The organism is Peribacillus sp. FSL K6-5616 (assembly GCF_038008245.1).
GTDB classification, from domain to species: Bacteria; Bacillota; Bacilli; order Bacillales; family DSM-1321; genus Peribacillus; species Peribacillus frigoritolerans.
On record NZ_JBBOYT010000001.1, the window covers coordinates 431,741 to 457,181 of the forward strand.

Annotated in this window: 20 protein-coding genes, 1 tRNA gene and 1 riboswitch; of the genes, 16 read left to right on the top strand and 5 right to left on the bottom strand. The window is 40.3% G+C overall.

Annotation, left to right across the window (positions count from 1 at the left end):
- Window positions 1–1,015: 1,015 nt before the first annotated feature.
- On the bottom strand, window positions 1,016–2,353 hold the full coding sequence (locus MHB45_RS02105; protein ID WP_340907264.1) for an alpha/beta hydrolase family protein: 1,338 nt from the start codon (window positions 2,351–2,353) through the stop codon (window positions 1,016–1,018).
- Window positions 2,354–2,636: 283 nt separating this feature from the next.
- Window positions 2,637–2,802, top strand: a riboswitch (M-box (ykoK) riboswitch).
- Between the two features lie 268 nt (window positions 2,803–3,070).
- On the opposite strand from MHB45_RS02105, the gene mgtE reads away from it, so the two are divergent.
- The 4 genes from mgtE to MHB45_RS02125 all read left to right on the top strand — a co-directional run bounded on the left by mgtE (window position 3,071) and on the right by MHB45_RS02125 (window position 6,903).
- Window positions 3,071–4,429 (top strand): magnesium transporter, encoded by a 1,359-nt coding sequence (mgtE, locus tag MHB45_RS02110; protein ID WP_176702821.1) that lies wholly within the window; start codon window positions 3,071–3,073, stop codon window positions 4,427–4,429.
- Window positions 4,430–4,756: 327 nt separating this feature from the next.
- Window positions 4,757–5,785 (top strand): NADP-dependent oxidoreductase, encoded by a 1,029-nt coding sequence (locus MHB45_RS02115; RefSeq protein ID WP_048684398.1) that lies wholly within the window; start codon window positions 4,757–4,759, stop codon window positions 5,783–5,785.
- Window positions 5,786–6,224: 439 nt separating this feature from the next.
- Window positions 6,225–6,638, top strand: a complete 414-nt coding sequence (locus MHB45_RS02120; protein WP_048684396.1) for a YbjN domain-containing protein — start codon at window positions 6,225–6,227, stop codon at window positions 6,636–6,638.
- A gap of 191 nt (window positions 6,639–6,829) precedes the next feature.
- A tRNA-Gly gene (locus MHB45_RS02125) sits at window positions 6,830–6,903 on the top strand.
- 1,230 nt (window positions 6,904–8,133) lie between these two features.
- Here MHB45_RS02125 and MHB45_RS02130 read toward each other — a convergent pair.
- Window positions 8,134–8,802 (bottom strand): B3/B4 domain-containing protein, encoded by a 669-nt coding sequence (locus MHB45_RS02130; RefSeq protein WP_072272455.1) that lies wholly within the window; start codon window positions 8,800–8,802, stop codon window positions 8,134–8,136.
- Window positions 8,803–8,907: 105 nt separating this feature from the next.
- Between MHB45_RS02130 and queG the strand changes: the two genes are divergently transcribed.
- From queG to MHB45_RS02170, 8 genes are all read left to right on the top strand, one after another.
- A complete protein-coding gene (gene queG, locus MHB45_RS02135; RefSeq protein ID WP_340907268.1) occupies window positions 8,908–10,047 on the top strand; it encodes a tRNA epoxyqueuosine(34) reductase QueG in 1,140 nt (379 codons plus the stop codon).
- 196 nt (window positions 10,048–10,243) lie between these two features.
- On the top strand, window positions 10,244–11,101 hold the full coding sequence (locus MHB45_RS02140) for an amidase domain-containing protein (protein WP_048689883.1): 858 nt from the start codon (window positions 10,244–10,246) through the stop codon (window positions 11,099–11,101).
- A 67-nt stretch (window positions 11,102–11,168) separates the two neighbouring features.
- Entirely contained in the window at window positions 11,169–11,657 is a 489-nt protein-coding gene (gene trmL, locus MHB45_RS02145) for a tRNA (uridine(34)/cytosine(34)/5-carboxymethylaminomethyluridine(34)-2'-O)-methyltransferase TrmL (protein ID WP_048689880.1), read from the top strand.
- A 76-nt stretch (window positions 11,658–11,733) separates the two neighbouring features.
- A complete protein-coding gene (gene nfsA, locus MHB45_RS02150; RefSeq protein WP_048689878.1) occupies window positions 11,734–12,483 on the top strand; it encodes an oxygen-insensitive NADPH nitroreductase in 750 nt (249 codons plus the stop codon).
- Between the two features lie 280 nt (window positions 12,484–12,763).
- Window positions 12,764–13,612, top strand: a complete 849-nt coding sequence (locus MHB45_RS02155) for an ABC transporter ATP-binding protein (RefSeq protein WP_340907271.1) — start codon at window positions 12,764–12,766, stop codon at window positions 13,610–13,612.
- Entirely contained in the window at window positions 13,563–14,483 is a 921-nt protein-coding gene (locus MHB45_RS02160; protein WP_253349089.1) for an iron-hydroxamate ABC transporter substrate-binding protein, read from the top strand. Before MHB45_RS02155 ends, MHB45_RS02160 begins: the two co-directional genes overlap by 50 nt.
- Before the next feature lie 67 nt (window positions 14,484–14,550).
- Window positions 14,551–15,561, top strand: a complete 1,011-nt coding sequence (locus tag MHB45_RS02165) for a FecCD family ABC transporter permease (protein WP_048689871.1) — start codon at window positions 14,551–14,553, stop codon at window positions 15,559–15,561.
- Entirely contained in the window at window positions 15,558–16,565 is a 1,008-nt protein-coding gene (locus MHB45_RS02170; protein ID WP_048689868.1) for a FecCD family ABC transporter permease, read from the top strand. Before MHB45_RS02165 ends, MHB45_RS02170 begins: the two co-directional genes overlap by 4 nt.
- 80 nt (window positions 16,566–16,645) lie before the next feature.
- Here MHB45_RS02170 and MHB45_RS02175 read toward each other — a convergent pair whose 3' ends face one another.
- Window positions 16,646–17,593 carry a response regulator gene (locus tag MHB45_RS02175; RefSeq protein ID WP_048689866.1) on the bottom strand — a complete coding sequence of 316 codons (948 nt, stop codon included), beginning with the start codon at window positions 17,591–17,593 and terminating at the stop codon, window positions 16,646–16,648.
- A 4-nt stretch (window positions 17,594–17,597) separates the two neighbouring features.
- Window positions 17,598–18,917, bottom strand: a complete 1,320-nt coding sequence (locus tag MHB45_RS02180) for a sensor histidine kinase (protein ID WP_309247759.1) — start codon at window positions 18,915–18,917, stop codon at window positions 17,598–17,600.
- A 367-nt stretch (window positions 18,918–19,284) separates the two neighbouring features.
- Here MHB45_RS02180 and MHB45_RS02185 point away from each other — a divergent pair, with 367 nt between their 5' ends.
- The 3 genes from MHB45_RS02185 (at window position 19,285) to MHB45_RS02195 (ending at window position 24,512) form a co-directional block, all read left to right on the top strand.
- Window positions 19,285–20,274 carry a glutaminase gene (locus tag MHB45_RS02185; protein ID WP_226990560.1) on the top strand — a complete coding sequence of 330 codons (990 nt, stop codon included), beginning with the start codon at window positions 19,285–19,287 and terminating at the stop codon, window positions 20,272–20,274.
- Window positions 20,275–20,480: 206 nt separating this feature from the next.
- Window positions 20,481–22,115, top strand: coding sequence for an APC family permease (locus MHB45_RS02190; protein ID WP_340907275.1), 1,635 nt, complete (start codon window positions 20,481–20,483; stop codon window positions 22,113–22,115).
- A gap of 501 nt (window positions 22,116–22,616) precedes the next feature.
- A complete protein-coding gene (locus MHB45_RS02195; protein ID WP_048689861.1) occupies window positions 22,617–24,512 on the top strand; it encodes a PrkA family serine protein kinase in 1,896 nt (631 codons plus the stop codon).
- A gap of 216 nt (window positions 24,513–24,728) precedes the next feature.
- On the opposite strand, the gene MHB45_RS02200 is transcribed toward MHB45_RS02195, so the two are convergent.
- Window positions 24,729–24,938, bottom strand: a complete 210-nt coding sequence (locus MHB45_RS02200; protein WP_034315156.1) for a metal ABC transporter ATPase — start codon at window positions 24,936–24,938, stop codon at window positions 24,729–24,731.
- Window positions 24,939–25,056: 118 nt separating this feature from the next.
- Between MHB45_RS02200 and MHB45_RS02205 the strand changes: the two genes are divergently transcribed.
- Window positions 25,057–25,236, top strand: coding sequence for a hypothetical protein (locus MHB45_RS02205; RefSeq protein ID WP_034315155.1), 180 nt, complete (start codon window positions 25,057–25,059; stop codon window positions 25,234–25,236).
- Window positions 25,237–25,441: the final 205 nt, after the last annotated feature.

Here is a 25,441-nt window from a genome sequence, read left to right on the forward strand (position 1 = left end):
AGAGGTAGAATAATCATTACCTGTTGAAAAAAGCTCAGCCCTATGGGGTTACAGAGGACTGAGTTAAAGTCTTAAAACGCTTGTCGGGCATCCAGTTTATCAATCTGGAACCAGTATGGGGAATTGTCATTTCGTCCCTGGGGGATCTTGCACAGACAAGGCGCACAAATTGGCTGTTATGATGGTTGAAAGTGCTAATTATGAAGATAAAATAATCGTAAGGGAATGTTCGAAAACTTGAGGATCCTTTAACATAGTTCATTCAAGGGGTTTTAATTACATAATTCTTACTTTATTTTTAAAAAGCTTACAGTAGTAGTTTGTAGCTCTGAAAAAAAGAACAGTATATACAGATAACTGATTTCAAGGATACATGTGGCATTCTTTTTTAAAGCATGCATGAGTGATCCTTCCTTTCTTATTGTAATTTCATCAATTATACTAATGAATTTATACAAAATCTTCCTCTTTGTTAGATTACCTGCCATTGTTTTTCTGGATGTACGATTTTATTGAAACAGGATCGTTCACATGGCCAACTGATGCCATGTATATGAAGGAGGGCTTTTTTACTTGGCTCAATAAACGCCTCGGTAGAATATATTTAGCTTGCTATTTTGGGAATGACAAAAAATGATTTAGCCTTGTACAAATTTGGACGTTGATTTCCACTTCAGGCACCGCTTTCCGCGGGCGGTCGGGGAGCCTCCTCGGCTTGCGCCTGCGGGGTCTCCCCTGGACTCGCTTTTCCGGCAGGAGTCTCGCACCTTCCGTTCCAATCAACTATGTTTTAATTTTTAGATAGAACCCTATAGAATTTATTTAAAATGCTTTTAACTCATCCAATAAACTATTCAATTCAAGTTCTTAATGATCTTCATTTAATTTTAGTAATACAAACACTTATGGGATAACCAGGGCTAAGATGATATAACCTAAAAAGATTATTCACCCTAGTATTGAAGGCACGAGAATCATTTGAGTGATCTTTGCAAACCCGGGGGAGACACAATTCTCAATTGGTATTTTTATTTTTACTGGTGATGTCATTTTTGTTTAAAAATTCAATGATTCCACTCACCAATCCAGAGGATAATGGCAGTTCAGGATTTGTATAGGTTGCTAAATTCCCTGCTCGATCTGCAGGGGCTTCTTTCAATACATGATTCATCTTTTCGATTATAAGTAATTCTGAATCGCTTTTTTCTTCATGTAACGCTTTTGCATTAGTTGCCGGCACTTGAATGTCTCTATTGCCGTTTACGATTAGAACAGGGATATTCAGTTCCTTTACTGATTCTAGCGGGTTATATTGAATCCAAGAAATCATGTAAGGTTGAACAGAGGGGCGGAATACACTTTGCAGATCAGCACTGACAGTCTCGACTTGTTTTCCTTGTTTTAGCTTTGCCAGTATATCTTTGGATTCCGTTAATAACGACGGTGTAAGCTGCTCTTCAAGCTGTTTCATGAGAACTTGGTCAATAGGTTCCCCTGCACCCGCCAATGAAATGAATATGTCTGTTTCTGTTTTCTTTGCGGCTGCCATTCCAATTAAAGAGCCTTCGCTATGGCCGATGATGCCGACTTTGGAAAAACGGTCATCCTTTTTGGTAAATTGGACCCAGGCAGCTGCATCATCAATATACTGTTCAAATCTCAGGTTCTCTTCTTTTCCTGCCAATTGCATATTTTCACCAATTCCGCGCTTATCATACCTGATGCTTGCAATCCCTTTTTCTGCAAGACTTTCGGCTAACATTTTCAAACTATTATTTTTTCCGGGAGTTGCAATGGTGTTACCATCTTTATCGGTCGGCCCGGAACCCGCAATTATAATCATCACAGGAAAAGGCCCTGCATGTTTTGGTGTTTCTAAAAGGCCTTTAATGGTTCCGTTCTTTAAGTCGGCCTGCACGATTTCACCTGATTCTTTTTCTTCAACTGCCTGATCGGATTTCTTGAGCAATTCAAAGGGGAAGGCTTGCCCTTTTTGAACAAATGTTCCTGAAATCTTATCCTGATTTACTTTCCCATCAAACGTAATTTGCTGATTTTGGATTTTCATATCAAAAAACAAGTCTGATTCACTTAACTTTACACTTGTTAAGGGGAATTCGTTCAACCCTTGTACAGGAATACTTATCGTTCCATCTTTCTTCGTAAAATGAACAATGATTGGAAGCGGTTGATTTGGGATCTTAATATCTCCTTCCCATCTGCCTTCAATAGCTTTCAATGAGCTCACTTCCTTCGATTTCTCTTCCACCTGTACCTCGTCCTTGGTTCTGCAACCTGCCATTAATAAAGCAGCACTTACGATAATACATATAATCGACAAAAGTCTTTTCATTTGAGCCAGTTCCTTTCTTAAAATAATTAGACTCAGTCATTGGATATCCGTCTTCATTATAAGGAATTTTTAATATAAAATTCCAATATTTGCCCTTGTTTCTGTTTGTTTTTCCACACTTTTATCTTTTTTGAAGAGGTAGGGACATTCACTCACCATCTTAATCCGGGCGCAAAAGTCGGTGTTGTTTTCATTAGAGGTCGGAAAACCAGGTCAAAATTAGAATGATTTGAATCAAATATTGACATCTAAAAGAAACTCTTTTAGAGTGAATGTGTAAATTAAATATCCTCGTTAGGTGAGGCTCCTGTGTAGGAGATACGCTACTGCCCAAAAATGTCGAAAGACGCCAATGGGTCAACAGAAACCATCGACATAAGGTGGTTTTTAATGTAGCTGGCTTTGTCCTATGCCACACAGTGCTAAAGCTCTACGAATGGAGGAACTGGATTTATGCTTGTATTTGTCATTCAGTCATATAAGGCTGTTTGTATTTGTCATCGAGACAATGTACGCATATATACCGTATTTAACACCTTCATTTGTAATGGAGGTGTTTTTATTTTTTCTTGGAGGTGAGGGATTTGGAGAACTATTCACGACGGCATACTCGTGAATGGAAACAAGATTTTGGAAGGGGAATAATAATATTTTTTTTTATTCTTAATATTTAAGGGAAATATTTTTTGGCTCCCCTAAAAAGGAGTGAGAGACAAGATGATAAAAGTCCTGACGGAAGATCAAATGACTTTACAAATCATAAAGGTATTAAAAGAAGGAAAAAAGAAAGAATTTCAAGCGATATTGGAAGAACTCCAACCATATGACATTGCGCGAATTTTTGAAGGGCTCCCAGAAAAACACCATACACGCTTCTTGTTGTTACTCGATTCAGAACAAATCGCTGAGCTGATTCAAGAAGTTGAGAAAGTCCATCAATTAAAAATTCTTAGTAAATTGGGAATAGAGAAATCCGGCCATGTAATGGATTTAATGGATAATGATGATCTAGCTTCATTGTTAGAGGACCTATCCCCTGGAAAAATCGAAGAACTTCTTTCTGGCATGAAACAAGAAGAATCAAAAATCGTTCAAAATATCATGAATTACCCCCCTGAAACGGCAGGGCGAATCATGACAAACCGTTTTGTATGGATCCCCCAACATTATTCGGTGCGTGAATCAGTTGAAAAACTGAAAATCTTTGCGGAGTTTTCGGAAACGATCAACTATCTTTATGTAATAGATAATGATAAAAAATTAGTAGGTGTTGTCTCATATCGGGATTTAATAATAAATGATGAATCTGAAAAAATTCAAGATATTATGTACAGCCGGGTTATCTCCGTATCCGCATATGAAGACCAAGAAGAGGTAGCTCGTGTTATTGAGCGATATGATTTTTTAGCAATTCCAGTAGTAGAAAAAAATAATGAGTTATTAGGAATTGTAACCGTCGATGATATTATTGATGTTGTCATTAAGGAAGCGAATGAAGATATTGAAAAATTATCGGCATCCGGTAAAGCTATAGACTTTGACACGAAGGCGCACGTGGCCGCGTATCGTCGGTTGCCCTGGCTTATTTTGCTTTTATTTATCGGATTAGTGTCTGGAACCATTATAAGCGGTTTTGAAGAAACCTTGTCCAAAGTTGTTGCACTTGCCTTCTTTATGCCGATGATCGCAGGGATGACTGGAAATACAGGTACTCAATCTTTAGCCGTTGTTGTAAGAGGTCTAATCACTAGTGATACGGATAAAGGAGTCGTGACCAGGCTCATTATACGGGAACTGAAAGTTGGCTTGATAATAGGCATCACCTGCGGAATATTAATTTCCATCATAGCTTATGTTTGGCAGGGAAATCCCGTTCTGGGATTAGTGGTTGGAAGTTCGTTGGTGATGACCCTGATTATCGGGACTTTAGCTGGGACCATTATTCCTTTGATATTATATAAATTCAACATCGATCCCGCAGTTGCTTCTGGTCCGCTAATTACAACACTGAATGATATACTCTCGTTACTTATTTACTTTGGAATGGCAACGATGTTCATTTCAAAATTGATGTAGACTATCCACGAATTAGTTCATTAAACTGGTTAATAAGAAGAAGGGGCAGTAACCCTGCCAAGCAGACAATAAAAATAGATTATTTCAAGCTGCGGCCTTTTCCCGGTATTCAATCGGGGAAAGGCCGTTTAATTTTTCTGGAGGGCGAACCGTTTATCGAAATGAAAAACATTGGACATAATAGGCTGTAGCAAGTTTGAGGTTTTCAGGAAAGGCTACATAAATAGTGTTATGGAAGCGATAGCCAATCATATTCTTTGACCTATGAACTTCATCAGTGATACGCTTCTTTTCGAAATTACGTATTCAAACCAAGGAGGAACAATGATGACACAAACCAAACAACAAATAATCACCCTGGCAAACCGTCCGAAAGGTATGCCTTCGAAAGGGGATTTTAACTTTGTTGAAAGTGAAGTTCCCACACCGAAGGATAATGAGATTTTAGTACGTACACTATATTTATCTGTCGATCCATACATGCGTGGCAGAATGCAAGATACCAAATCATATATTGCTCCATTTGAATTGAATAAGGTCATCACGGGCGGCGTTGTTGCCGAAGTTGTTGAGTCCAAATCGAATTCCTTCAAACAAGGGGATGTCGTTGTTGGGAATATCGACTGGGCAGAATACACAGTTGTCACTGAAAAGGAAATCCGTGTGATTGATCCCAAGGTGGCTCCGGTCACAACTCATTTAGGGATTCTTGGAATGACCGGTTTAACTGCTTACTTTGGTTTGCTTGATATTGGTAAACCTCAAGAAGGTGAAACGGTAGTCGTTTCAGGAGCGGCTGGAGCAGTCGGTTCAGTAGTCGGACAAATTGCTAAGATTAAAGGTGCGAAGGTTGTTGGCATCGCTGGTTCAGATGAAAAACTTGAGTATTTAACGAAAGAGCTAGGATTTGATGGAGCCGTAAATTATAAAAGTGATAGTTTTGCAACAGATTTAGCCAATGCTGTTCCTGATGGAGTCGATGTTTATTTCGATAATGTGGGCGGCGAGGTGTCCGATGCTGTTTTTACACTTTTGAATGCGAATGCCCGAATTCCATTATGCGGGGCGATTTCCTCATATAACGCGGAAGGAAAAGATCTAGGACCGCGTCTGCAATCGGCAATGATCAAAACCAGTGCACTAATGAAAGGTTTCACAGTTGGAAATTATGCCGCTAGATTCCAGGAGGGTGCTACGGAATTAGGTAAGTGGCTTCAAGAAGGAAAGCTGAAGTATGAAGAAACGATTATTGAAGGGTTCGAAAACACACCGGATGCATTTTTAGGTTTGTTTAAAGGAACGAACCTCGGAAAACAGCTTGTAAAAGTTGCGGAACCCGAATTCGCTCAACTATAAGTTTTATGGAAATAAAGCTGAGGAAGGTCCTTCGTTGTGATTTTTAAGCAGCTTATAACAAAAGCGGCCTTTTTTCGTATTCAATCGGGAAAAGGCCGTTTTCCTTTCAAGTTAAAATTTGATCCTTCTTACCCTTAGTGGTATCTTTTGATCCATATGAAGGATATTGCTTTGTGCTTGGACATATATACCCTTTGAAGGATACTCAAAAATCCGCTAGGAAATTTTGGACCTGCAAGGAGCGCTTCAGTTTTGCGGAGCAGCAACTGGCTAATCAATCTAATTGATCCTATTATGGGAGTTCAAATTTGACTCCCTTTCTTTAAATGAGTATTATTCGGCCTTATTAATAGGATGAAATTGGTAGGTTTATAGAAAAGTCTGTAAAAATGCCAGTTTTCATTATAAAATGTAATTACAAAGAGAAAGGTGATGAACCATGTCAAACGTTGCTAAATTTCGTGATTTTTTAAGTAGTGAGAAAATCTATATGAATGAGTTGAATGAAGATGGCACCACCTTTTTTAGGGCAGAGCAAAAGTTAAAGGATGGCTGGAAGGTCCTTTTAGTATTTGCTTTCAATCAAGATGAAAATGTGGCGGACTTATTTTGCTTTAATGTCGCCGAGTTGAAGAATCCTGAAAAGAAACAGGATGTACATACACTATTGAATGAATATAATGCTAATTTCAGGTATTCCAAACTGTATGAAGAAAATGGGACCATTTCCATTCGTTATTCATACTCCATTGAGGGGGATATCGTACCTGATCTGGCGTTCAGGAAGTTAATCATGCTGCTTGAAACGGCACAGCAGGTTTATCCGCGGTTAATGGAAGTCATTTGGTCTTAAATCACCATATAGGATGAAAAAGTTCTCTTCAATCAGGGGACTTTTTAACATTTTTACTAGAGTGAATGAATATATTAATTTTACAATACGCTAATTATTAATTTTTTTTAAAAGAACTATTGCATTTTTTCACATTAGACTATATAATTAATTTTGTTGATTGGTAATTCGACAAACTTCTACAAGAATATGCGGGTGTAGTTTAGTGGTAAAACCTCAGCCTTCCAAGCTGATGATGAGGGTTCGATTCCCTTCACCCGCTCCAATACATACTCATAACGTAGGGTTTCGTTACCTGGAGAACGAAGCTTTGCGTTTAAATATTATTACAAGAATTCTACTGTTTACAGTGGGATTTTTTTATTGTCCAAATTGCCTGCATTTCATCGAAGCGGTAATACAGTATGTCATACCCGAAAAATTTTGATTATCCTTCATCCGGGAATTTCGATGCAGCACAAACTTAGTCAATATGATTAACTGCGTTAGTAGAATCAGTTTGAATAAGTTTGTGCTTTTTTGTTAATGGGGAAGAGAAAGGCGTGCCAGGCTTATGTAGCATCAATGATTATCAATCGAAAGGCAGAAAGTAACCATTGTAAATCGGCTAGCCGGGACCCCGGAGACGTTTACTTTGATGAGGCTTCGCAGACAGTCGGAGGGAAGGGAATAATTTCTGGGTAAAACGGAAAGTGTTTTTGAGGGTTAGCAAATCTGATCGTTGATTTCCACTACAGGCACTCGCTTTCCGCGAGCGGTCCGCCCTTGGCTCTCGCCTCCGGTGTCTCCCTTGGCCACGCTTTTCCCGCAGGAGTCTCGTACCTTACGTTCCAATCAACTGGAACGTTCTTTTAAATAAAAACCGTAGGCTAGACTCATCCCGAACCAAGTTTAAGACGAGGTGATCCTAGAGTTTTTTTTACAGTAACCCTTAAAGGATGGAAGAAATTTGCGACACTCCAGCCGAATAACTGGCTAGCCGAGTCCCCGGAGACGTTTACGTCAAGGAGGCTTGGCAGACAGTCGGCGGAAAGGGAGGGGGTCTCTGGAATCAACTGGAATGAGATTTTAAGAAAAAACAGTAGGCTGGACACACCCGAACCAAGTTTAAGACGAGGTGATCCTAGAGTTTTTTTTACAGTAACCCTTAAAGGATGGAAGAAATTTGCGACACTCCTGCTGAGTAACTGGCTAGCCGAGACCCCGGAGACGTTTACGTCGAGGAGGCTTGGCAGACAGTCGGTGGAAAGGGAGCGGATTTCTGGAATCGACTGGAATGTAATTTAAGGAAAGTCCGTAGGCTAGACTCATCCCGAACCAAGTTTAAGACTTTGTGATCCTTTATGCTCTTAAATTCCAGTGATCTTTATTGCCTTTTTGGTAGGGATCGATCGGTTGAATAAAAGGATACTAGAGGACTGGTTTTATTAAGTGGAACAATAATGAAAAAACCCCTTCCGATTGTGGAAAGGGTTTAATTTCGTTCAATTTTTAATTATCCTTCTACAATCGAGTAAGTCCCTTCACCACCATGGATTTCAAGGAACATGTCCATCAGGGATTTCGTCAGCTGATCTGCTTCCGTGATTGGAGTATTGGGTTGTAAATAAATGATTTGGATAGCCTTTTTCGTTTCTTCGGTGACTTTCGTGCGTTCTGAATCAACGTAAGGACTTCCGAATGCGCCAGCATGATCGGCTGAGGTAATCATATTTTCCATGGAATTCAAGCGGCCGTTCAAACCGTCATACCCATCTGACCCCTCGCCAATCTTAATCGAGATGTCTCCTGTTAATTTTTCAGCATCATAAATGCCGATCGGAACTTCATATAACAGTGAGAAGAAGTTATTCAAATCGATGGCGGAATGGATGGGTGTCAAGTAATTCTGTTTTTTCACGCGGCGGTATAGGGCTTCCACGGAGGGACGATACCGTGACGGGTTCGTTCCTGTAGCCTTGAAAATTTCCCGCCACACTTTAATGCCGGAAAAGTCGGTCAATTCCTTTTCTTCAAGGTCGAAGAAAAGAGCTTCCTGAAATAGTTGAAGTCTTCCTTTCACCATTTGCGGGGAGGGACCGACTTCGATGTTTTCATATGTAATGACCCCGACTTTGAATTCAGGGATTTTACTGCTAAGATTAGCTGATACGGTAATTTCCAACCGTTTCACCTCCAAAAATGATTGCAATTAGTTTATCATAGATAGCAATGGTTTGAAATGGATTCAAGCTTCAATGGGAATACTGAATGAACGTAGGTGATTAATATGGATATGAACTCATTCAAGCAAGAAGTGATTTTATATAGTAAGGAAATCGGCATCGATAAAATCGGCTTTACATCGGCTACGGCTTTCACCGAACTGAAAGGTCGGCTGATACGTCAACAGGAACTGGATTACCAGTCAGGGTTTGAAGAAGCCGATATAGAAAAAAGGGTAAGGCCTGAATTGATATTCGATAAACCGCAATCCATCATTTCGATTGCGCTTGCTTATCCTTCGAAATTGAAGGATGCTCCGCAAAGTACAAAAAGTGAACGCCGCGGGATCTTTTGCCGGGCGTCTTGGGGAACGGATTATCATACCGTTCTCCGTAATAAATTGCAGTTACTTGAGAATTTCATTAAAGATAAAGTGCCAGGGGCAATGATGAAGTCCATGGTTGACACGGGTGAGTTATCGGATAGGGCAGTGGCTGAGCGTGCAGGTATTGGCTGGAGTGCAAAAAACAGTATGATCATCACACCGGAATTCGGGTCTTATGTATACTTGGGAGACATGATAACCAACCTGCCATTTGAACCGGATAAACCGATGGAAGATCAATGCGGGACATGTAATAAATGTGTCGATGTTTGCCCGACTGGAGCGCTCGTTCAGGGCGGGCAGCTAAATTCCAAGCGTTGCATTGCGTTCTTGACACAGACAAAAGGTTTCCTTCCGGATGAGTTCAGGACGAAAATAGGCAATCGTTTGTATGGCTGTGATACATGCCAGACCGTTTGTCCGAAAAACAAAGGAATGGATTTTCATTTTCATGAAGAGATGGAACCCGACCCCGAGCTGGCGAAACCGCTGTTAAAACCCCTGCTTACGATTTCAAATCGGGACTTCAAAGAGACATACGGCCATGTATCCGGCTCTTGGCGCGGTAAAAAGCCAATCCAACGAAATGCCATTTTAGCATTGGCCCATTTCAAAGATGAAACGGCATTGCCTCTATTGATACAGGTCATGAAGAATGATCCGCGGCCCGTCATCAGGGGGACGGCGGCCTGGGCAGTTGGGAAAATTGGCCGGGAGCAGGCTGTTTCCGCATTGGAACAAGCTCGAATGAAGGAAAAGGATGAAGAGGTATTGGCGGAAATTGAGAAAGGACTGCAGTTTACCTTGGAAACAAAATAATATTTAAAATGCAGCCGCCTCGTAAATATAACGGGGCGGCTTTTTTGCTTAAGATATTCCGGTAGCTTCAAGGAAAATCTATATAAGAAGTTTCATTATGGGTAAGGATTGAAACTCCCGCATTTATGAAGTTGTGTTTTTGTCCATGCCCTCGTACATACACATTAGCATAGATGGTAAGAAGGAGGGCATGAACTTGAGGGAACAATTGCAACGCCTTTTACAAGAAAGAGTGGAGTTTTATACTTCAGATGATCTAGAACGGGGTGAAAGGAAGTTACATTTGAAGAAGGAAATGATGAGGAACCGCGCTGCCGAAATTGTTCGGGTGAATGCGGCAGGCAAGGTACATTCGAAGAGAAAGGAAGACAGGGATACAGTCCTGACCTATCATGTCCATCTGCAATATTTATTGAAACAGGAAGATTCATTTTATATAGAAGAAGAAATGGAAGAAAGGGAGGCACGGTTTCGAAATGGGTATATAGTGGATGAAATTGAGTTGATTCCCAGCTTTGAAACCGAAGAGGTACCGCCAAAATGTGATCCAGGCGCAGATCGTCTCGCATATAAGTATGATCGAATGAAGGCCGTTCAATATGCCGAGCGTTGGTGGAATGAATTTAATCCGGCTTATTATAAATTCACCGATGATTGTACGAATTACATTTCACAATGTTTACATGCAGGGGGAATACCGATGTGGGGGGCGCCAAATAAAAATAAGGGCTGGTGGATAAGGGGGAAAAGCTGGAGTTATACATGGACGACAGCCCATTCTTTATATCATCTGCTTAAAGCCGGGAATGCCATCAGGACAAAGCAGGTGGAATCGGCCAAGGAATTGAATTTGGGCGATATCCTCTGCATAGATTTCGAAGGGAACGGGCGGTTTGACCATAACTTGATTGTAACGGCGAAGGATCAGGACGGGATGCCGCTTGTGAATGCACATACGATGAACAGCCGTCACCGATATTGGACGTATGAGGATTCAACCAGATATACACCGAACATCGTTTATAAATTCTTTGTGATTTTGGATGGAGGGTGATTGGTTTTTAGTCTTTTTTGTTTAATGCTATAATTAAGGTGAAGTTCAAACTAGAGGTGAAAATGAAGTGTCAATACATGTAGTTTTATATCAACCACAGATTCCAGCAAATACAGGAAATATCGCAAGAACATGTGCAGGGACGGATACGTCTTTACATCTCATTCGCCCGCTCGGTTTCTCGACGGATGACAAACAGCTCAAACGGGCCGGGCTCGATTACTGGGAGAATGTAAAGATCCATTATTATGATTCGTTAGAAGAGTTTTTTGAAAGAAACGCCGGCGGTGAATTTTATTACTTGACGAAATTCGGGGAGCAGCCGCATTCGAGCTTCGATTACAGTGATCAAGACAGTGAGATATTTTTCATTTTTGGCCGTGAAACGACGGGTCTGCCGAAAGATCTGATCCAAGAGAATATGGATCGGTGCCTGCGGATTCCAATGACGGATAAAGTACGTTCCCTTAATCTGTCGAACACGGCAGCCATCTTGGTTTATGAAGCACTTAGACAGCAAAATTACCGTGAATTGGATTTGAAAACAAAAGGTTGAGTTTCATCAATACTGTCATCGGGGGCATTTCAGCCCCGATGATGGATACTTTACATATTCTTTAGGGGTGGGAGCATTGAATAACATTATTGAGAAGATTTTAGATCACCGTTCCATTCGTTCTTTTGAGGACAAGTTATTGTCTGGGGAGCAAATCAATACGATTGTGGAATGTGCCCAAGCTGCATCGACTTCAAGTTATATTCAAGCGTATTCAATCATAGGGGTAACCGACCCGGAAAAGAAAGCCAAGCTTGCCGAACTTGCCGGACCACAGTCATATGTAGAGAAGAATGGACATCTATTCGTCTTTTGCGCCGATTTATATCGCCAGGATATGGTTTCCGAAATGGAAAACACGGACCTGTCCGAATCGATTGAAAGTACCGAGAAATTCATGGTTGCCTGTATTGACGCGGCTCTAGCGGCCCAAAATGCAGCATTGGCGGCAGAATCGATGGATCTAGGCATTTGCTATATAGGCGGGATCCGCAATAATCTCCCGGAAGTGTCAGCGATTTTGAATATACCGCATCGTGTTATACCATTATTCGCTCTAGCGGTCGGATATCCGAAAAACCGTTCGGATAAAAAGCCGCGTTTGCCGTTGTCCAATATCTATCATGAAAATGGATATCAGGAGGATAAGCAAGAGTTCATCGGACAACTTGAAGAGTATAATGAAACGATTTCCAGTTATTATGAGCTACGGACTAACGGTAAACGAAAAGACACCTGGACCGGGCAAATGGCAGGAATGCTTGGAAAGAAAAGCAGGCTGTACATGAAAGATTATGTTGAGAAGCAAGGATTTAAGAAACATTGATTAATGAATACGGCCTATTAGGAATATTCTTGCCAAAGTCCTGAGTATGAGCCAAACCTAAAGATCCCGGAAGTGTCCCCGGGGTCTTTACTGTGTTCATTTGTCAGTCGGTAATACGGACCGGCCCCAAAAATGCTGTCAGAATTTCTTCTTATATGCCCATGAAATTACCATTGACAATATATTTAGATAGAATTATAGTAATTAAGTAGTGGATAATGATAATCATTTTCATTTGAGTTTTTACTTACCTATTTTTTCAGTAAATGGAGGTTAAAAAATGGTTCGCCTATATACAGAGAATTTGAATATTGGTTATGGTGAACGTTTAATTGTAAAAGATCTCAGTGTGGAAATTCCAGATAAAAAAATCACAACGATCATCGGTTCAAATGGATGTGGGAAATCGACACTTTTGAAAGCGATCACCAGAATCATTCCAAATCTATCAGGTACGGTTGTTTTAGATGGGGTTAATATCTCAAAAGAAAGCACTAAGATCCTTGCAAGAAAAATGGCCATACTTCCGCAGACACCCGAGAGTGCAAGCGGTTTGACGGTTGGGGAGCTCGTATCATATGGGCGCTTTCCCTATCAAAAAGGTTTTGGGCGCCTGACCCAGAAAGACTATGATGTGATTGATTGGGCACTTGTAGTGACCGGCACGAAAGACTTCAAGTTCCGTCCCGTGGATGCTCTGTCAGGAGGTCAGCGCCAGCGTGTTTGGATTGCGATGGCCCTTGCCCAGGAAACGGAAATCATCTTCCTTGATGAGCCAACCACCTATTTGGATATGGCCCATCAGCTGGAGGTTCTGGAATTATTACAGAGGCTGAATGTAGAACAGGGACGTACAATTGTCATGGTTCTTCATGATTTAAACCAAGCTGCTCGCTTTGCCGACTATATCATTGCCTTAAAGGACGGGGAAATAGTCAAAGCAGGAGATTGTGAAGAAGTCATCACTCATGAAGTTCTTAAGGAAGTATTCCATATTGATGCGGTAATCGGACGAGATCAACGAACGAACAAACCAATGTGCAGCACATACAACTTACTAAAAGGAGATTTGACAACAAATGAAAAAAATATTGATCCCGTTTATACTGCTGTTAGTGTTAATTATTAGTGCTTGTGGTAACGAGTCAGCCGAAAAGGAAAAAAGCTCCGCTTCCAAAAAAGAAAAATCAGGTGCCATCACCTATCAATCTGAAAATGGTCCTGTTGAAGTTCCGGCAGATCCTCAGCGTGTTTTAGTACTATCATCTTTCGCAGGTAACGTAATGGCTTTGGATGTTAACCTTGTAGGGGTTGATTCCTGGTCTAAAATGAACCCGAATTTTAAAGAGTTAAAAGATGTGGAAGAAGTGACGGACGAAAACCTGGAAAAAATCATCGAGTTGAATCCGGATTTAATCATTGGTTTATCGACGATTAAAAATGTCGATAAATTAAAGGAAATTGCTCCAACCGTAACATATACATACGGAAAAGTGGACTACTTAACACAACATGTAGAAATCGGTAAACTTTTGAATAGAGAAAAAGAAGCTCAAGCATGGGTGGATGATTTCAAAGAACGGGCAAAAACAACCGGTGATGAAATTAAAGCCAAAATTGGAGAAGATGCTACCGTTTCCGTTTTCGAAAAGTTTGACAAACAGTTCTATGTATACGGTGATAATTGGGGACGTGGAACGGAAATCCTTTATCAAGAAATGAAATTGGGTATGCCTGAAAAGGTAAAAGAAGTGGCGCTGAAAGATGGTTACTTTGCCTTATCATTAGAAGTCCTTAAAGACTATGCCGGTGATTATGTGATTTTGAGCAATAACAAAGATCAGGACAATTCATTCCAACAAACTGACACGTTTAAAAACATACCTGCCGTTAAAAACAATAAACTATATGAAGCTGATGCAAAAAAATTCTACTTCAATGATCCAATCACATTAGATTACCAATTAGACTTCTTTTCCAAAAGTTTTCTTGGAAAATAATACAGCGAGGGAGAGGGATTCCAATTCCTCTCCTTTTATTCTATAAAAAAAGAGATGAGAGAGACAGATGACTAATGAAAATCAACGTTTCATCCCATTTATAAGTAAACTGATCATAGCGATCGTCGCCTTTATAGGCATGTTCATTATTTCAATGGCTTTTGGTGCGGCTGATGTTACCGTTAAAGACGTTTGGCAAGCACTGACATCAAATGCTGTCGGTGAAAAAATTTCAATCATTCGGGAAATCCGCTTCCCTCGTGAAGTGGGGGCAATCTTTGTGGGTGCAGCGCTTGCCGTTTCTGGGGCAATCATGCAGGGAATGACCAGGAATCCACTTGCCGATCCCGGGTTGCTTGGATTGACGGCAGGAGCCAATGCAGGACTAGCCATCACTTTGGCATTCATTCCAAATGCTAATAATTTAGGGATCATGATTGCGTGTTTTATAGGTGCCGCTGTCGGGGCAACCATGGTTTTCGGAATCGGTGCGATGAAAAAGGGAGGATTTTCACCTTTGCGGATCGTATTGGCTGGTGCTGCAGTCTCTGCATTCCTATTTGCCGTTTCGCAAGGGGTCGGCATATATTTCAAGGTATCAAAAGATGTATCGATGTGGACAGCTGGCGGGAATATCGGAACTTCATGGGAGCAGCTTCGTGTAATCGTTCCGTTCATTCTAATAGGCATCCTGATTTCCCTTATCTTTTCCAGACAGCTCACCATACTTAGCTTAAGTGAAGAAGTGGCCGTAGGCTTAGGGCAAAAGACAACACAAATAAAGGCGGTTCTCTTCGTGGTCATCATTCTCCTGGCAGGGGCTGCCGTTGCGCTTGTCGGAAATATGGTGTTCATCGGGTTAATGGTCCCACATATCGTTCGGGCTATCGTGGGTACGGATTATCGATTCATCCTCCCTATGTCTGCAATTTTGGGAGCCACTTTCATGCTGCTTGCCGATACGATCGGCCGTACGATCAATTCTCCATATGAAACACCTGTGGTAGCGGTTGTTGCGATGATAGGTTTACCTTTCTTCCTCCTAATCGTGCGTAAAGGAGGTAAAGCATTTTCATGATCCAGTCAGCTTTAGTCAAAAAACAGCGTTGGATAATAGGTGCATTGAGTGCACTCATCATCATTACGATCATTATAGGGACGTGTTCGGGATATTCCAATCTTTCTATAGGACGACTGTTTCCAACGCTCTTCGGGCAAGGGACGTTTAAAGAGGAATTCATATTATTTTCCGTCCGCTTACCGCGGATCATCATCACCCTTTTAGCAGGCATGGCCCTTGCACTGTCGGGAGCCATTCTACAAGGGATCACACGAAATGATTTAGCCGATCCCGGAATCATCGGGATCAACTCGGGAGCAGGTGTTGCCATTGCCGCTTTCTTTCTGTTTTTCCCGCTTGACGCTGGTTCGTTTGTTTATATGGTTCCGCTTGTCGGTTTTATCGGAGCGTTACTGACGGCCTGTTTAATATATATCCTCTCATACAAGAGGAAGAGTGGACTTGAACCCGTCCGGTTAGTGTTGATCGGCGTAGGTTTTTCAATGGCGCTTTCTGGCCTGATGATTGTCCTCATTTCGTCAGCGGAACGAGCGAAGGTCGATTTCATCGCAAAATGGTTGGCAGGAAATATATGGGGCACGGATTGGCCTTTCATTTGGGCAATCATTCCATGGTTAATCATCCTCATCCCATTCACTTTATATAAAGCAAATCGTTTGAATCTGCTTGGTTTAAGTGAACCGGTAGCAATTGGGGTCGGTGTATCGATTGAAAAGGAGCGGATCGTACTGCTGATCACGGCTGTAGCACTGGCAGCGGCTGCCGTTTCTGTTACAGGCGGAATTGCATTCATTGGACTTATGTCCCCGCATATAGCAAAATCCTTGGTAGGACCTCGAAATCAACTATTCATTCCGGTTGCCATTTTAATCGGTGGATGGCTATTGCTGCTTGCCGATACGATAGGCCGTAATATAATTGAACCCGAGGGGATTCCTGCAGGTATCATGGTTGCATTGATCGGTGCTCCTTATTTCATGTATTTATTGTTGAAAAAATAAGAACTTGCCAAAATCCCCTGAAATCTTCAGGGGATTTTATGTTTTTTGAGTGCTTCCGCAGTTTTTTGTTTTAATTAGGATTATCTATATCTTATGATTTCATCAGGATTCAATCGTTTCGCTTCGAAATAAAATACTTGAATAAACTTTTTTGTATTTACCCGGGTAGGTGTAAGAACTACCGTTGAATCATTTTGCAGTTCTTTCATCTTTTGGCGAACGACTGTGAAATCAAAAAATTTGGAAGCGTAATTTTCAAACTTAGGATTTGAAAAATCCGTTAAACCGAGCGAAGCGAAATGATTTAACGAATGGTTAATCGTTCTGCGAATTCGCTGTTCGGCAGCTTTTATTTCCCGATTGATATCTACCTGCAAAGCTGCTTTGCCGAGCTTTTTTTTGGTGATTTCTACAAAGATATCTTTAAGGGTGGGGAATTGCTTTCCAAAAGTAAAAGTCCGTTCATACATAAATAAATACTGAAGCATTTCCATTAAATCTTTTGCGCCATTTTCTCCAACGACCCCTAATTCCGATAAAAGGAATTCACCCACCTCCCTTATACTTTTTTCATTAAAACTATTGGAATTATCAACCTTTGGCTGTTCAAAGTTCAATACACCATTTAAAGAGGCTTGGATATTTGTGATTGATCTTTCTAAATGAATACGTTCCATAACTTTTCGGATAACTGTTAATATCTCAATCCGATTGATTGGTTTAGTAATATAATAATCGATTCCAAGTGAGTATGCCTCACCAATCAGCTCCTTTGATTCAACCTGCGAAATCATTATTATTTTCCCGTTAAATGTATTTTTTATATGACGAAGTGTCTCAATCCCATCCCGGATGGGCATTAATAAATCAATAAATAAAATATCAATTTGTTTTAAATTCAAAATATGCCCTTCTAATAGACTTCCATCCTCGGCTTCCTCCACCACTTCTCCTAAATCTTCGTTCTCTATAATTTGGCTTAAGTTCGAACGTATGGCACAATCATCATCTGTTATAAAAAAACGCATGGAATCATCCTTTCTGGACCAACTTATGAATGGGTAATCTTATGGAAAAAATGGCGCCGTCAAAACTATTCTCAAATAGGATGTCGCCTCCCAGTTCTTTTACGACCTCTTTTACATATGAGAGACCTATCCCTGTTGAGGGTGTCCCGAAATGATCATATTTTGAAGTGAATCCAGGTTTGAATATCACAGTCTGATATTTTTGAGGAATTCCAGGTCCGGTATCAGCAACTTTAAATTCTACATGGTCATGGACTTCACCCAAACTTAAACGGACGATTCCTTTTTCTTTAATTGCTTCCACTGCATTAGCGACTAAATTATTGAAAAGAGATAACACGGTATACACATGATAAGGTGAATCGTTTTTCCCCTCCAATGAGTATTCAAATTGAATATCCTTTCCTAGTGATAAGGCATATTTTTCATTAATTCGGATAATTAAATGAAAAAGTTCAGCTGCATTCATGTAATCTTTAAAACTCTCATTGGAAATCAATTTGGAGAGACCAGCAAAAATCCGTTGATTATCTTTCTTGACTTCATGCATTTCACCCGCAATGCGCAATGCTTTTTGACTATATGGCTCAGGATGAACATGAGGGTGCTTGTCCCGTTTTTCCAGAGCTTTTAAATCTCGATATAAATCATACGATTTCTTAGTAATATTCTCAGCATTCTTTAATGTTTTTTTTAAATGAATCGTTTCCTCATATAAGTTGGAAATGAGCATAAGCATATGTTCATTTTGTTTTGTGATTTGCCTTTCCCTTGATTGTGCTTCATATAATTTCATCATATTAAAAAAGCTTAAAACGATGAAACTGTGGGCGAATGCGATCATGATCATCTCGTTTAGTGAACCTAACGTAATGGTTGTTTCCAACACAATATATTGAAAAATCAATTCTACAGAGTCGGACAATATTTCGATAATGAGACCAATAAATCCAATCAGCAAAGATCGGTTTTGAAAGCGATTTATTTTCACCAAATAAAAAAGAAAGCAGTAGGTGAAATAAAAGAAAAAACTAGGATAATGAATTTGGAAAGCGGATGCCCAGGAAAAACTATCATGCATGAAAAAATCTATAAGAATACGAAATACCACAACCATTGTTCCTGTGAGGAAGCCCGAAAAAATGGCAGGTGTTTTCTGTAATAATAGTAAAAAGAAGAAAAGGACAGGCGGACCAAAACTTACCCGAAACGTTTCATTTAAAGGATAAAAACTCAATTCGCCCGCTAATGGCACTGTTAACAACATCAAAGCGAGGATGTTGACCTCTTTTTTCATTAACGTACTGAGATTCAAAGTCGTCACCTCCCAAGTTGTTTAAAAAATCAGTATACAGTTTCATCGGCTTCAATACAACGCTTACTTTGTTCCTGAATAGAACGGCTTATAATCTATTATGGCAAAACCAATCTGTTTTTCTATCCACAAAAAATGGTAACGGGATACGTTTTTTTAGTGGATTTTTATTTTTTAGATTTTGTAGGTTTTCGTATGATTATGTAGTTCCCAATTTAAAATTAACGGTAGATATAAATTTTTGAAAGCGCTTAATAATTTTTAGAATATTCATTATTTTTTCACCGAATCTATTATATGTAAGCTTGATGGCATTCGGTAAAACGTTCATTTAGAAAATATAATGATACAACAACTGAAGAGGTGGAAGAATGTGATTGAAGAATTGTCAAAAGAGTATGACATTCACGTTAATAGTCAAAGAAAATCCGACTTAGATGAATGGGTAGCACATTACAGATCCTTTGCTATTGAAGGACAAACCGCTAATTATATACCGGCATTGAGAAATGCACATTTATCGCAATTGGGCATTACCATACTGGAGCCGGGTGGAACAATGATCAAGTCAGGGGATTGGGAAGTTCCTTTCACGCTGCAAAGTATTTCAAAAGTGCTTAGCTTTATTGCCGCATGTTTGGGTCGCGGCATTTCTTATGTGTTAGAGAGGGTCGATGTGGAACCGACAGGAGATGCTTTCAATTCAATTATTCGTTTAGAAATGCATAAGCCGGGAAAGCCGTTTAATCCTATGATAAATGCTGGGGCGATTACCGTTGCTTCGCTTCTCCCAGGGGATTCTTCACAAAAGAAATTGGAATTTCTCTATGGGCTATTTGAAAATTTGTTAGGGAAGCGCCCGACAATCAATGAGGAAGTGTATCAATCTGAGTGGCAAACCTCTCATAGAAATAGAGCTTTGGCTCACTATTTGAAAGAGACTAATTATTTGGAATCGGAAGTAGAGGAAGCTTTAGAGGTTTACCTCATGCAATGTTCCATAGAAGTGACCACAGAAGACATAGCCCTGCTTGGACTGATTCTTTCTCAAGATGGTTACCATCCCGTTCGTAAAGAACAAGTAATCCCTAAAAAAGTGGCTAAGCTGGCCAAAGCATTAATGCTTACTTGCGGTATGTACAATGCTTCGGGGAAATTTGCGGCTTTTATTGGGGTGCCGGCCAAAAGTGGAGTATCTGGCGGGATCATGGCGCTTGTTCCTCCAAGTGCCAGAAGCGGAATGCCTTTTCAAGATGGATGTGGCATTGGTATTTATGGACCAGCCATCGATGAATATGGGAATAGCGTAGCAGGTAGTTTGTTATTGAAACAAATGGCACAAGAATGGGATTTAAGCATTTTCTGAAATACAGAAAAATTTAGTTCCGGTGTAATTAATAGAAGCAATAAGGGGACATCCTTAAGATTTCCTCATTAAATTTACAAATTTTTACAATAGTGATGTAGATGCAGCAATTACTTTAAGATGTAATTGGACGCACTGGCACAAATCATTAATCCAGTTACTTTTAAACGTAAGGAATAATTTTTGGAAAGCATGGTGAAAAATATATGAATAATATGCAGCGAAAGATGGGAACATTTTCGTTAATGATGGTAGGACTCGGGTCAATTATTGGCTCAGGTTGGTTATTCGGAGCTTGGAGAGCGGCACAGATTGCAGGACCCGCTGCCATTATCTCTTGGATTATCGGGATGGTTGTTATTTTATTTATCGCACTATCTTACAGTGAATTAGGGTCTATGTTTCCTGAAGCAGGGGGAATGGTAAAATACACGCAGTACTCTCATGGATCGTTTTTAGGGTTTATTGCAGGCTGGGCAAACTGGATTGCAATCGTTTCCGTAATTCCAGTTGAAGCGATTGCTTCTGTTCAATATATGAGCTCATGGCCATGGGAATGGGCACAGTGGACACACGGTTTAGTAGAAAATGGGAGTCTTACTGGGGGAGGCTTGGCAATTGCCTCTGTATTGCTGATCGTCTACTTTTTATTAAATTACTGGACAGTCAGTTTGTTTTCGAAAGCTAATTCATTTATTACAGTCTTTAAGGTTATTATTCCTGGACTTACGATTGGCTCACTTTTATTTGCCGGGTTTCACGGATCCAATTTTACCACTGCGGGAAGTATCGCTCCTAATGGTTGGGCAAGTGTACTTACTGCTGTAGCAACTTCGGGTATCATCTTTGCATTTAATGGTTTTCAAAGTCCAATTAATATGGCTGGTGAGGCAAAGAATCCGGGACGTTCGATCCCAATTGCAGTAATTGGCTCCATTTTAATTGCAACGGTCATCTACGTTTTATTACAGGTTGCGTTTATTGGAGCCGTTGACCCGTCCATGATTGTGAATGGATGGCAACATTTGAATTTCAATTCACCGTTTGCTGACTTAGCAATTGTTTTAGGCATAAACTGGTTGGTTATTTTACTATACGTAGATGCTTTTATTTCTCCTTCGGGGACAGGAATAACATACACGGCGACAACGTCACGAATGCTTTATGGGATGGAAAAGAATAAATATTTGCCAAGCGTGTTTGGAAAACTGCATCCTCTTTATGGTATCCCGCGTCAAGCCATGTTTTTTAATCTAGGCGTATCTTTCTTATTTTTATTCATGTTTAGAGGCTGGGGCGTATTGGCAGAGGTTATTTCAGTTGCGACTTTAGTCTCTTATATTACAGGTCCAGTTACTGTTATGACATTAAGGCGCACAGGTCAGAACTTGTACAGACCATTACGTTTAAAAGGATTAAGCATCATTGCACCACTGGGCTTTGTTTTTGCTTCTTTGGTTCTATATTGGGCGAGGTGGCCACTGACAGGTCAAGTATTATTTATCATTATGGCTGGTCTTCCCGTTTATTTCTATTATCAATCAAAAATAAAATGGAAGGGATTCCGTCAAAACTTTTCAGCAGGGCTTTGGATGGTTGTTTACTTACTCTGTATGATGACCATTTCATACTTAGGCAGTGAAAAGTTTGGTGGACTAAACATAATCCCATTTGGTTTGGATATGGTCATCATTACATGTTTATCACTAATGTTTTATAGTTGGGCAATAAAGAGTGGTTTCCAAACGGAATATTTGGAACAAGGACAAAAAGTAAATGAAGACTTGAGATCGATGGAGAACAACGTTGCAGCTCAAACTGCTAAAAAGGACGCTGTATAAATGATGAAGCCAATTCGATTGGCATGCTCAATAATCCATTCGTGAATGACTTCGAAAGTGCTTCTATTATTTATATATAGATGAGGATTCAAAAAAGGGACGGCAAATTTAATTTGCTGTCCCTTTTTTTGGAGTTTTAGAAAAGGCTGTTATTTTTTATTTCACACCTGGTTTATCGTCATACCCGGCAGTGAAGATAGCGGCTAAAAATGTTACAGCAACTCCAACGATAATAACTGTACCCATGTTGTGACCTCCCTTTACCCATATTGTCCCACTTAAGTATAGGCTTAGTATACCCTAATTTTTAGCAGGAGTGCACACAATTTTTCTTGTCGGCATATTTGTCATCAATTCTTCACTGATCAAGCCGTTTTCGATACATGGAGATTCAAGGGGGATTCGAAACAATGCCTGTCCACTTTTTAAAGTCTGACATGTTTGTCAGACTTGGAGCATAGATTTAAGTATTCTCTGAAAGTGACAGGGGGAGGTTCCTTAATGGATATTTTAAAGAAAATCGAAAAATTTAGAGAAGATGAACAGAAGCTGAAGTGGGAAGGCACCTTCGCAGAGTACTTAGAAATATTGAAAGAAAAGCCTTTAGTTGCTCAATCTGCTCATTCACGTGTATACAACATGATCAGAGATGCAGGGATAGAAGAAGTAAATGGGACAAAGAAATACAATTTTTTCAGCGGTCAGTTATTTGGTCTTGAAGATTCACTGGAAAGGCTCATCGAGGAATATTTCCATCCGGCGGCAAAGCGGCTGGATGTCCGTAAGCGGATATTGCTTCTCATGGGTCCGGTGTCAGGCGGGAAGTCCACACTCGTTTCTTTACTGAAGCGTGGACTTGAAAATTATTCGTTAAAAGACACTGGTGCGATTTATGCAATAAAAGGATGCCCGATGCATGAAGATCCACTGCATCTCATTCCGCAGTATTTACGGGATGATTTCTTTGAAGAATATGGCATCAGGATTGAAGGAAACCTTTCGCCGCTGAATGTAATGAGGTTAGAACAGGAGTATGGAAGCAGGATTGAAGATGTGATGGTCGAACGTATTTTCCTTTCGGAGGATAAGCGTGTTGGAATTGGAACATTCAGTCCTTCTGACCCTAAGTCACAGGATATTGCTGATTTGACGGGCAGCATCGATTTTTCGACCATTGCCGAATACGGTTCTGAATCAGATCCGCGTGCCTATCGCTTTGATGGCGAGCTGAACAAGGCGAACCGCGGGATGATGGAGTTCCAGGAAATGCTGAAATGTGATGAGAAATTCTTATGGCATTTGCTATCATTGACACAAGAGGGGAATTTTAAAGCTGGCCGTTTTGCATTGATCAGTGCAGATGAACTCATTGTGGCTCATACGAATGAAACGGAGTATAAAGCGTTCATTTCCAACAAGAAAAATGAAGCATTGCATTCCCGTATCATTGTCATGCCTATTCCATATAACTTGAAGGTTACCGAGGAAGAGAAGATTTATGAAAAAATGATTCGTGAAAGTGATGTCTCGGATGTTCATATTGCCCCGCATACATTAAGGGTGGCGGCAATCTTCAGCATCATGACCCGCCTGAAAGATCCCAAAAAGGGCGATATCGATTTGGTGAAAAAGATGAGGCTTTATGATGGGGAAAATGTTGAAGGATTTAATTCCGCAGACATCAATGAATTGAAAAAAGAATATCAGGACGAAGGCATGAGCGGAATCGACCCGCGTTACGTAATTAACCGGATTTCCTCCACGATCATTCGTAAGGAAAATCCGTCCATTAATGCATTGGATGTACTTATGTCATTAAAAGCAGGTCTTGACCAGCATCCGTCCATTACGAACGAACTTCGGGAGCGGTATTTGAATTTCATTTCACTGGCACGTAAAGAATACGATGCCATTGCAAAAAATGAAGTGCAAAAAGCTTTTGTATATTCATATGAAGAGTCGGCGAAAATCCTCATGGATAATTATCTGGATAATGTCGAAGCATACTGCAATAAATCAAGGCTGCGCGATCCATTGACTGGCGAAGAAATCAACCCAGATGAAAAATTGATGCGCTCGATAGAAGAGCAAATTGGAATTTCCGAGAATGCAAAAAAAGCATTCCGCGAAGAAATATTGATTCGAATTTCAGCATATGCCCGTAAAGGGAAGCGATTTGATTATAATTCCCATGATCGTTTACGGGAAGCGATCCAGAAAAAACTATTCGCTGATTTGAAGGATGTCGTTAAGATCACTACTTCAACGAAGACACCAGACGAAAGGCAACTGAAGAAAGTGAACGAGGTCATTACGAGACTTATAGACGAGCACGGATATAATTCGACTTCAGCCAATGATTTGCTGCGCTATGTGGGCAGCTTGTTAAATCGGTAATCCATACTTTTTTGCCCCTGCCCCCGATCGGGCAGGGGTTTATAACATTTACGGAAGGTTGGATGAATGAAAAGTGGATTAGAGGAAATCCAGAATTCCCATTGAAATCATGCATCTTTTGAAGGCGTTAAACGGTGATTATAGAAGGCATTAGAGATTATAACTCAACAAAGCACCGGGCTTTTCTGAATGAAGGGAGCCCGGTGCTATTGATTTCTATTTAGTTACATTCAAGCCATACTGTTCAATAAGTGTAATAAGTTGATTCGGTGATAGTTTTTCTTCGCTATGGTCGATTTTAATTTCCCCATCATCAACATCGATGATCGCACGTTCCACACCTTCCGTTTTCAAAAGTATGGACTCCAGATTTAAAATAGGGCCTTCTGACGTTGCTTCCTTTACATAAAGGGTAGTTGTTTGCATAAATCTTGCACCTCCTTACATTTGCTCATAATATTTTATCTATACCCCATATTTCCATTAGATATGTTACGTTTCGGATTTGGTAATATTGGGTATCAATAAGTAGAGGTGATGGCAAATGAGCAAAGAGGAACTGAAAAAAGAACATGTACCGGAAAATAGCTCCATGGCTAAGGATTATGAAGAGATGAAAGAACTTGGAAAGCAGATGGAAAATCAAAGGACGAATGAAGAATTGAAAGAGTGGGATAAACGCCCAGGTACAGTTCAACATGAAATAGAGGAAGAGAAGGATTGACGAATACAACAACCAGAATGATTCTATCTGTGTAAAAGGGGTGTCCAGAAAAACTGCTGGGACACCCTTTTTGTTGTGTTTCATTGCTTTTTTTAGATGTCCTTGTAAGCCTTTTGCAGCTCCATTACTTCTGGCTTAAAGCGATCCTATTACCAATGAATGAAAAAACGAACAGACCTGAAAATCATATGGTCTGTTCGTTTTC

What these genes read in the sequence shown, in the direction of transcription:
- MHB45_RS02105 (WP_340907264.1), bottom strand. Translation starts at nt 2,353, where the DNA reads ATGAAAAGACTTTTGTCGATTATATGTATTATCGTAAGTGCTGCTTTA.
- mgtE (WP_176702821.1), top strand. Translation starts at nt 3,071, where the DNA reads ATGATAAAAGTCCTGACGGAAGATCAAATGACTTTACAAATCATAAAG.
- MHB45_RS02115 (WP_048684398.1), top strand. Translation starts at nt 4,757, where the DNA reads ATGACACAAACCAAACAACAAATAATCACCCTGGCAAACCGTCCGAAA.
- MHB45_RS02120 (WP_048684396.1), top strand. Translation starts at nt 6,225, where the DNA reads ATGTCAAACGTTGCTAAATTTCGTGATTTTTTAAGTAGTGAGAAAATC.
- queG (WP_340907268.1), top strand. Translation starts at nt 8,908, where the DNA reads ATGGATATGAACTCATTCAAGCAAGAAGTGATTTTATATAGTAAGGAA.
- MHB45_RS02155 (WP_340907271.1), top strand. Translation starts at nt 12,764, where the DNA reads ATGGTTCGCCTATATACAGAGAATTTGAATATTGGTTATGGTGAACGT.
- MHB45_RS02160 (WP_253349089.1), top strand. Translation starts at nt 13,563, where the DNA reads ATGAAAAAAATATTGATCCCGTTTATACTGCTGTTAGTGTTAATTATT.
- MHB45_RS02165 (WP_048689871.1), top strand. Translation starts at nt 14,551, where the DNA reads ATGACTAATGAAAATCAACGTTTCATCCCATTTATAAGTAAACTGATC.
- MHB45_RS02170 (WP_048689868.1), top strand. Translation starts at nt 15,558, where the DNA reads ATGATCCAGTCAGCTTTAGTCAAAAAACAGCGTTGGATAATAGGTGCA.
- MHB45_RS02175 (WP_048689866.1), bottom strand. Translation starts at nt 17,593, where the DNA reads ATGCGTTTTTTTATAACAGATGATGATTGTGCCATACGTTCGAACTTA.
- MHB45_RS02190 (WP_340907275.1), top strand. Translation starts at nt 20,481, where the DNA reads ATGAATAATATGCAGCGAAAGATGGGAACATTTTCGTTAATGATGGTA.
- MHB45_RS02195 (WP_048689861.1), top strand. Translation starts at nt 22,617, where the DNA reads ATGGATATTTTAAAGAAAATCGAAAAATTTAGAGAAGATGAACAGAAG.
- MHB45_RS02200 (WP_034315156.1), bottom strand. Translation starts at nt 24,938, where the DNA reads ATGCAAACAACTACCCTTTATGTAAAGGAAGCAACGTCAGAAGGCCCT.
- MHB45_RS02205 (WP_034315155.1), top strand. Translation starts at nt 25,057, where the DNA reads ATGAGCAAAGAGGAACTGAAAAAAGAACATGTACCGGAAAATAGCTCC.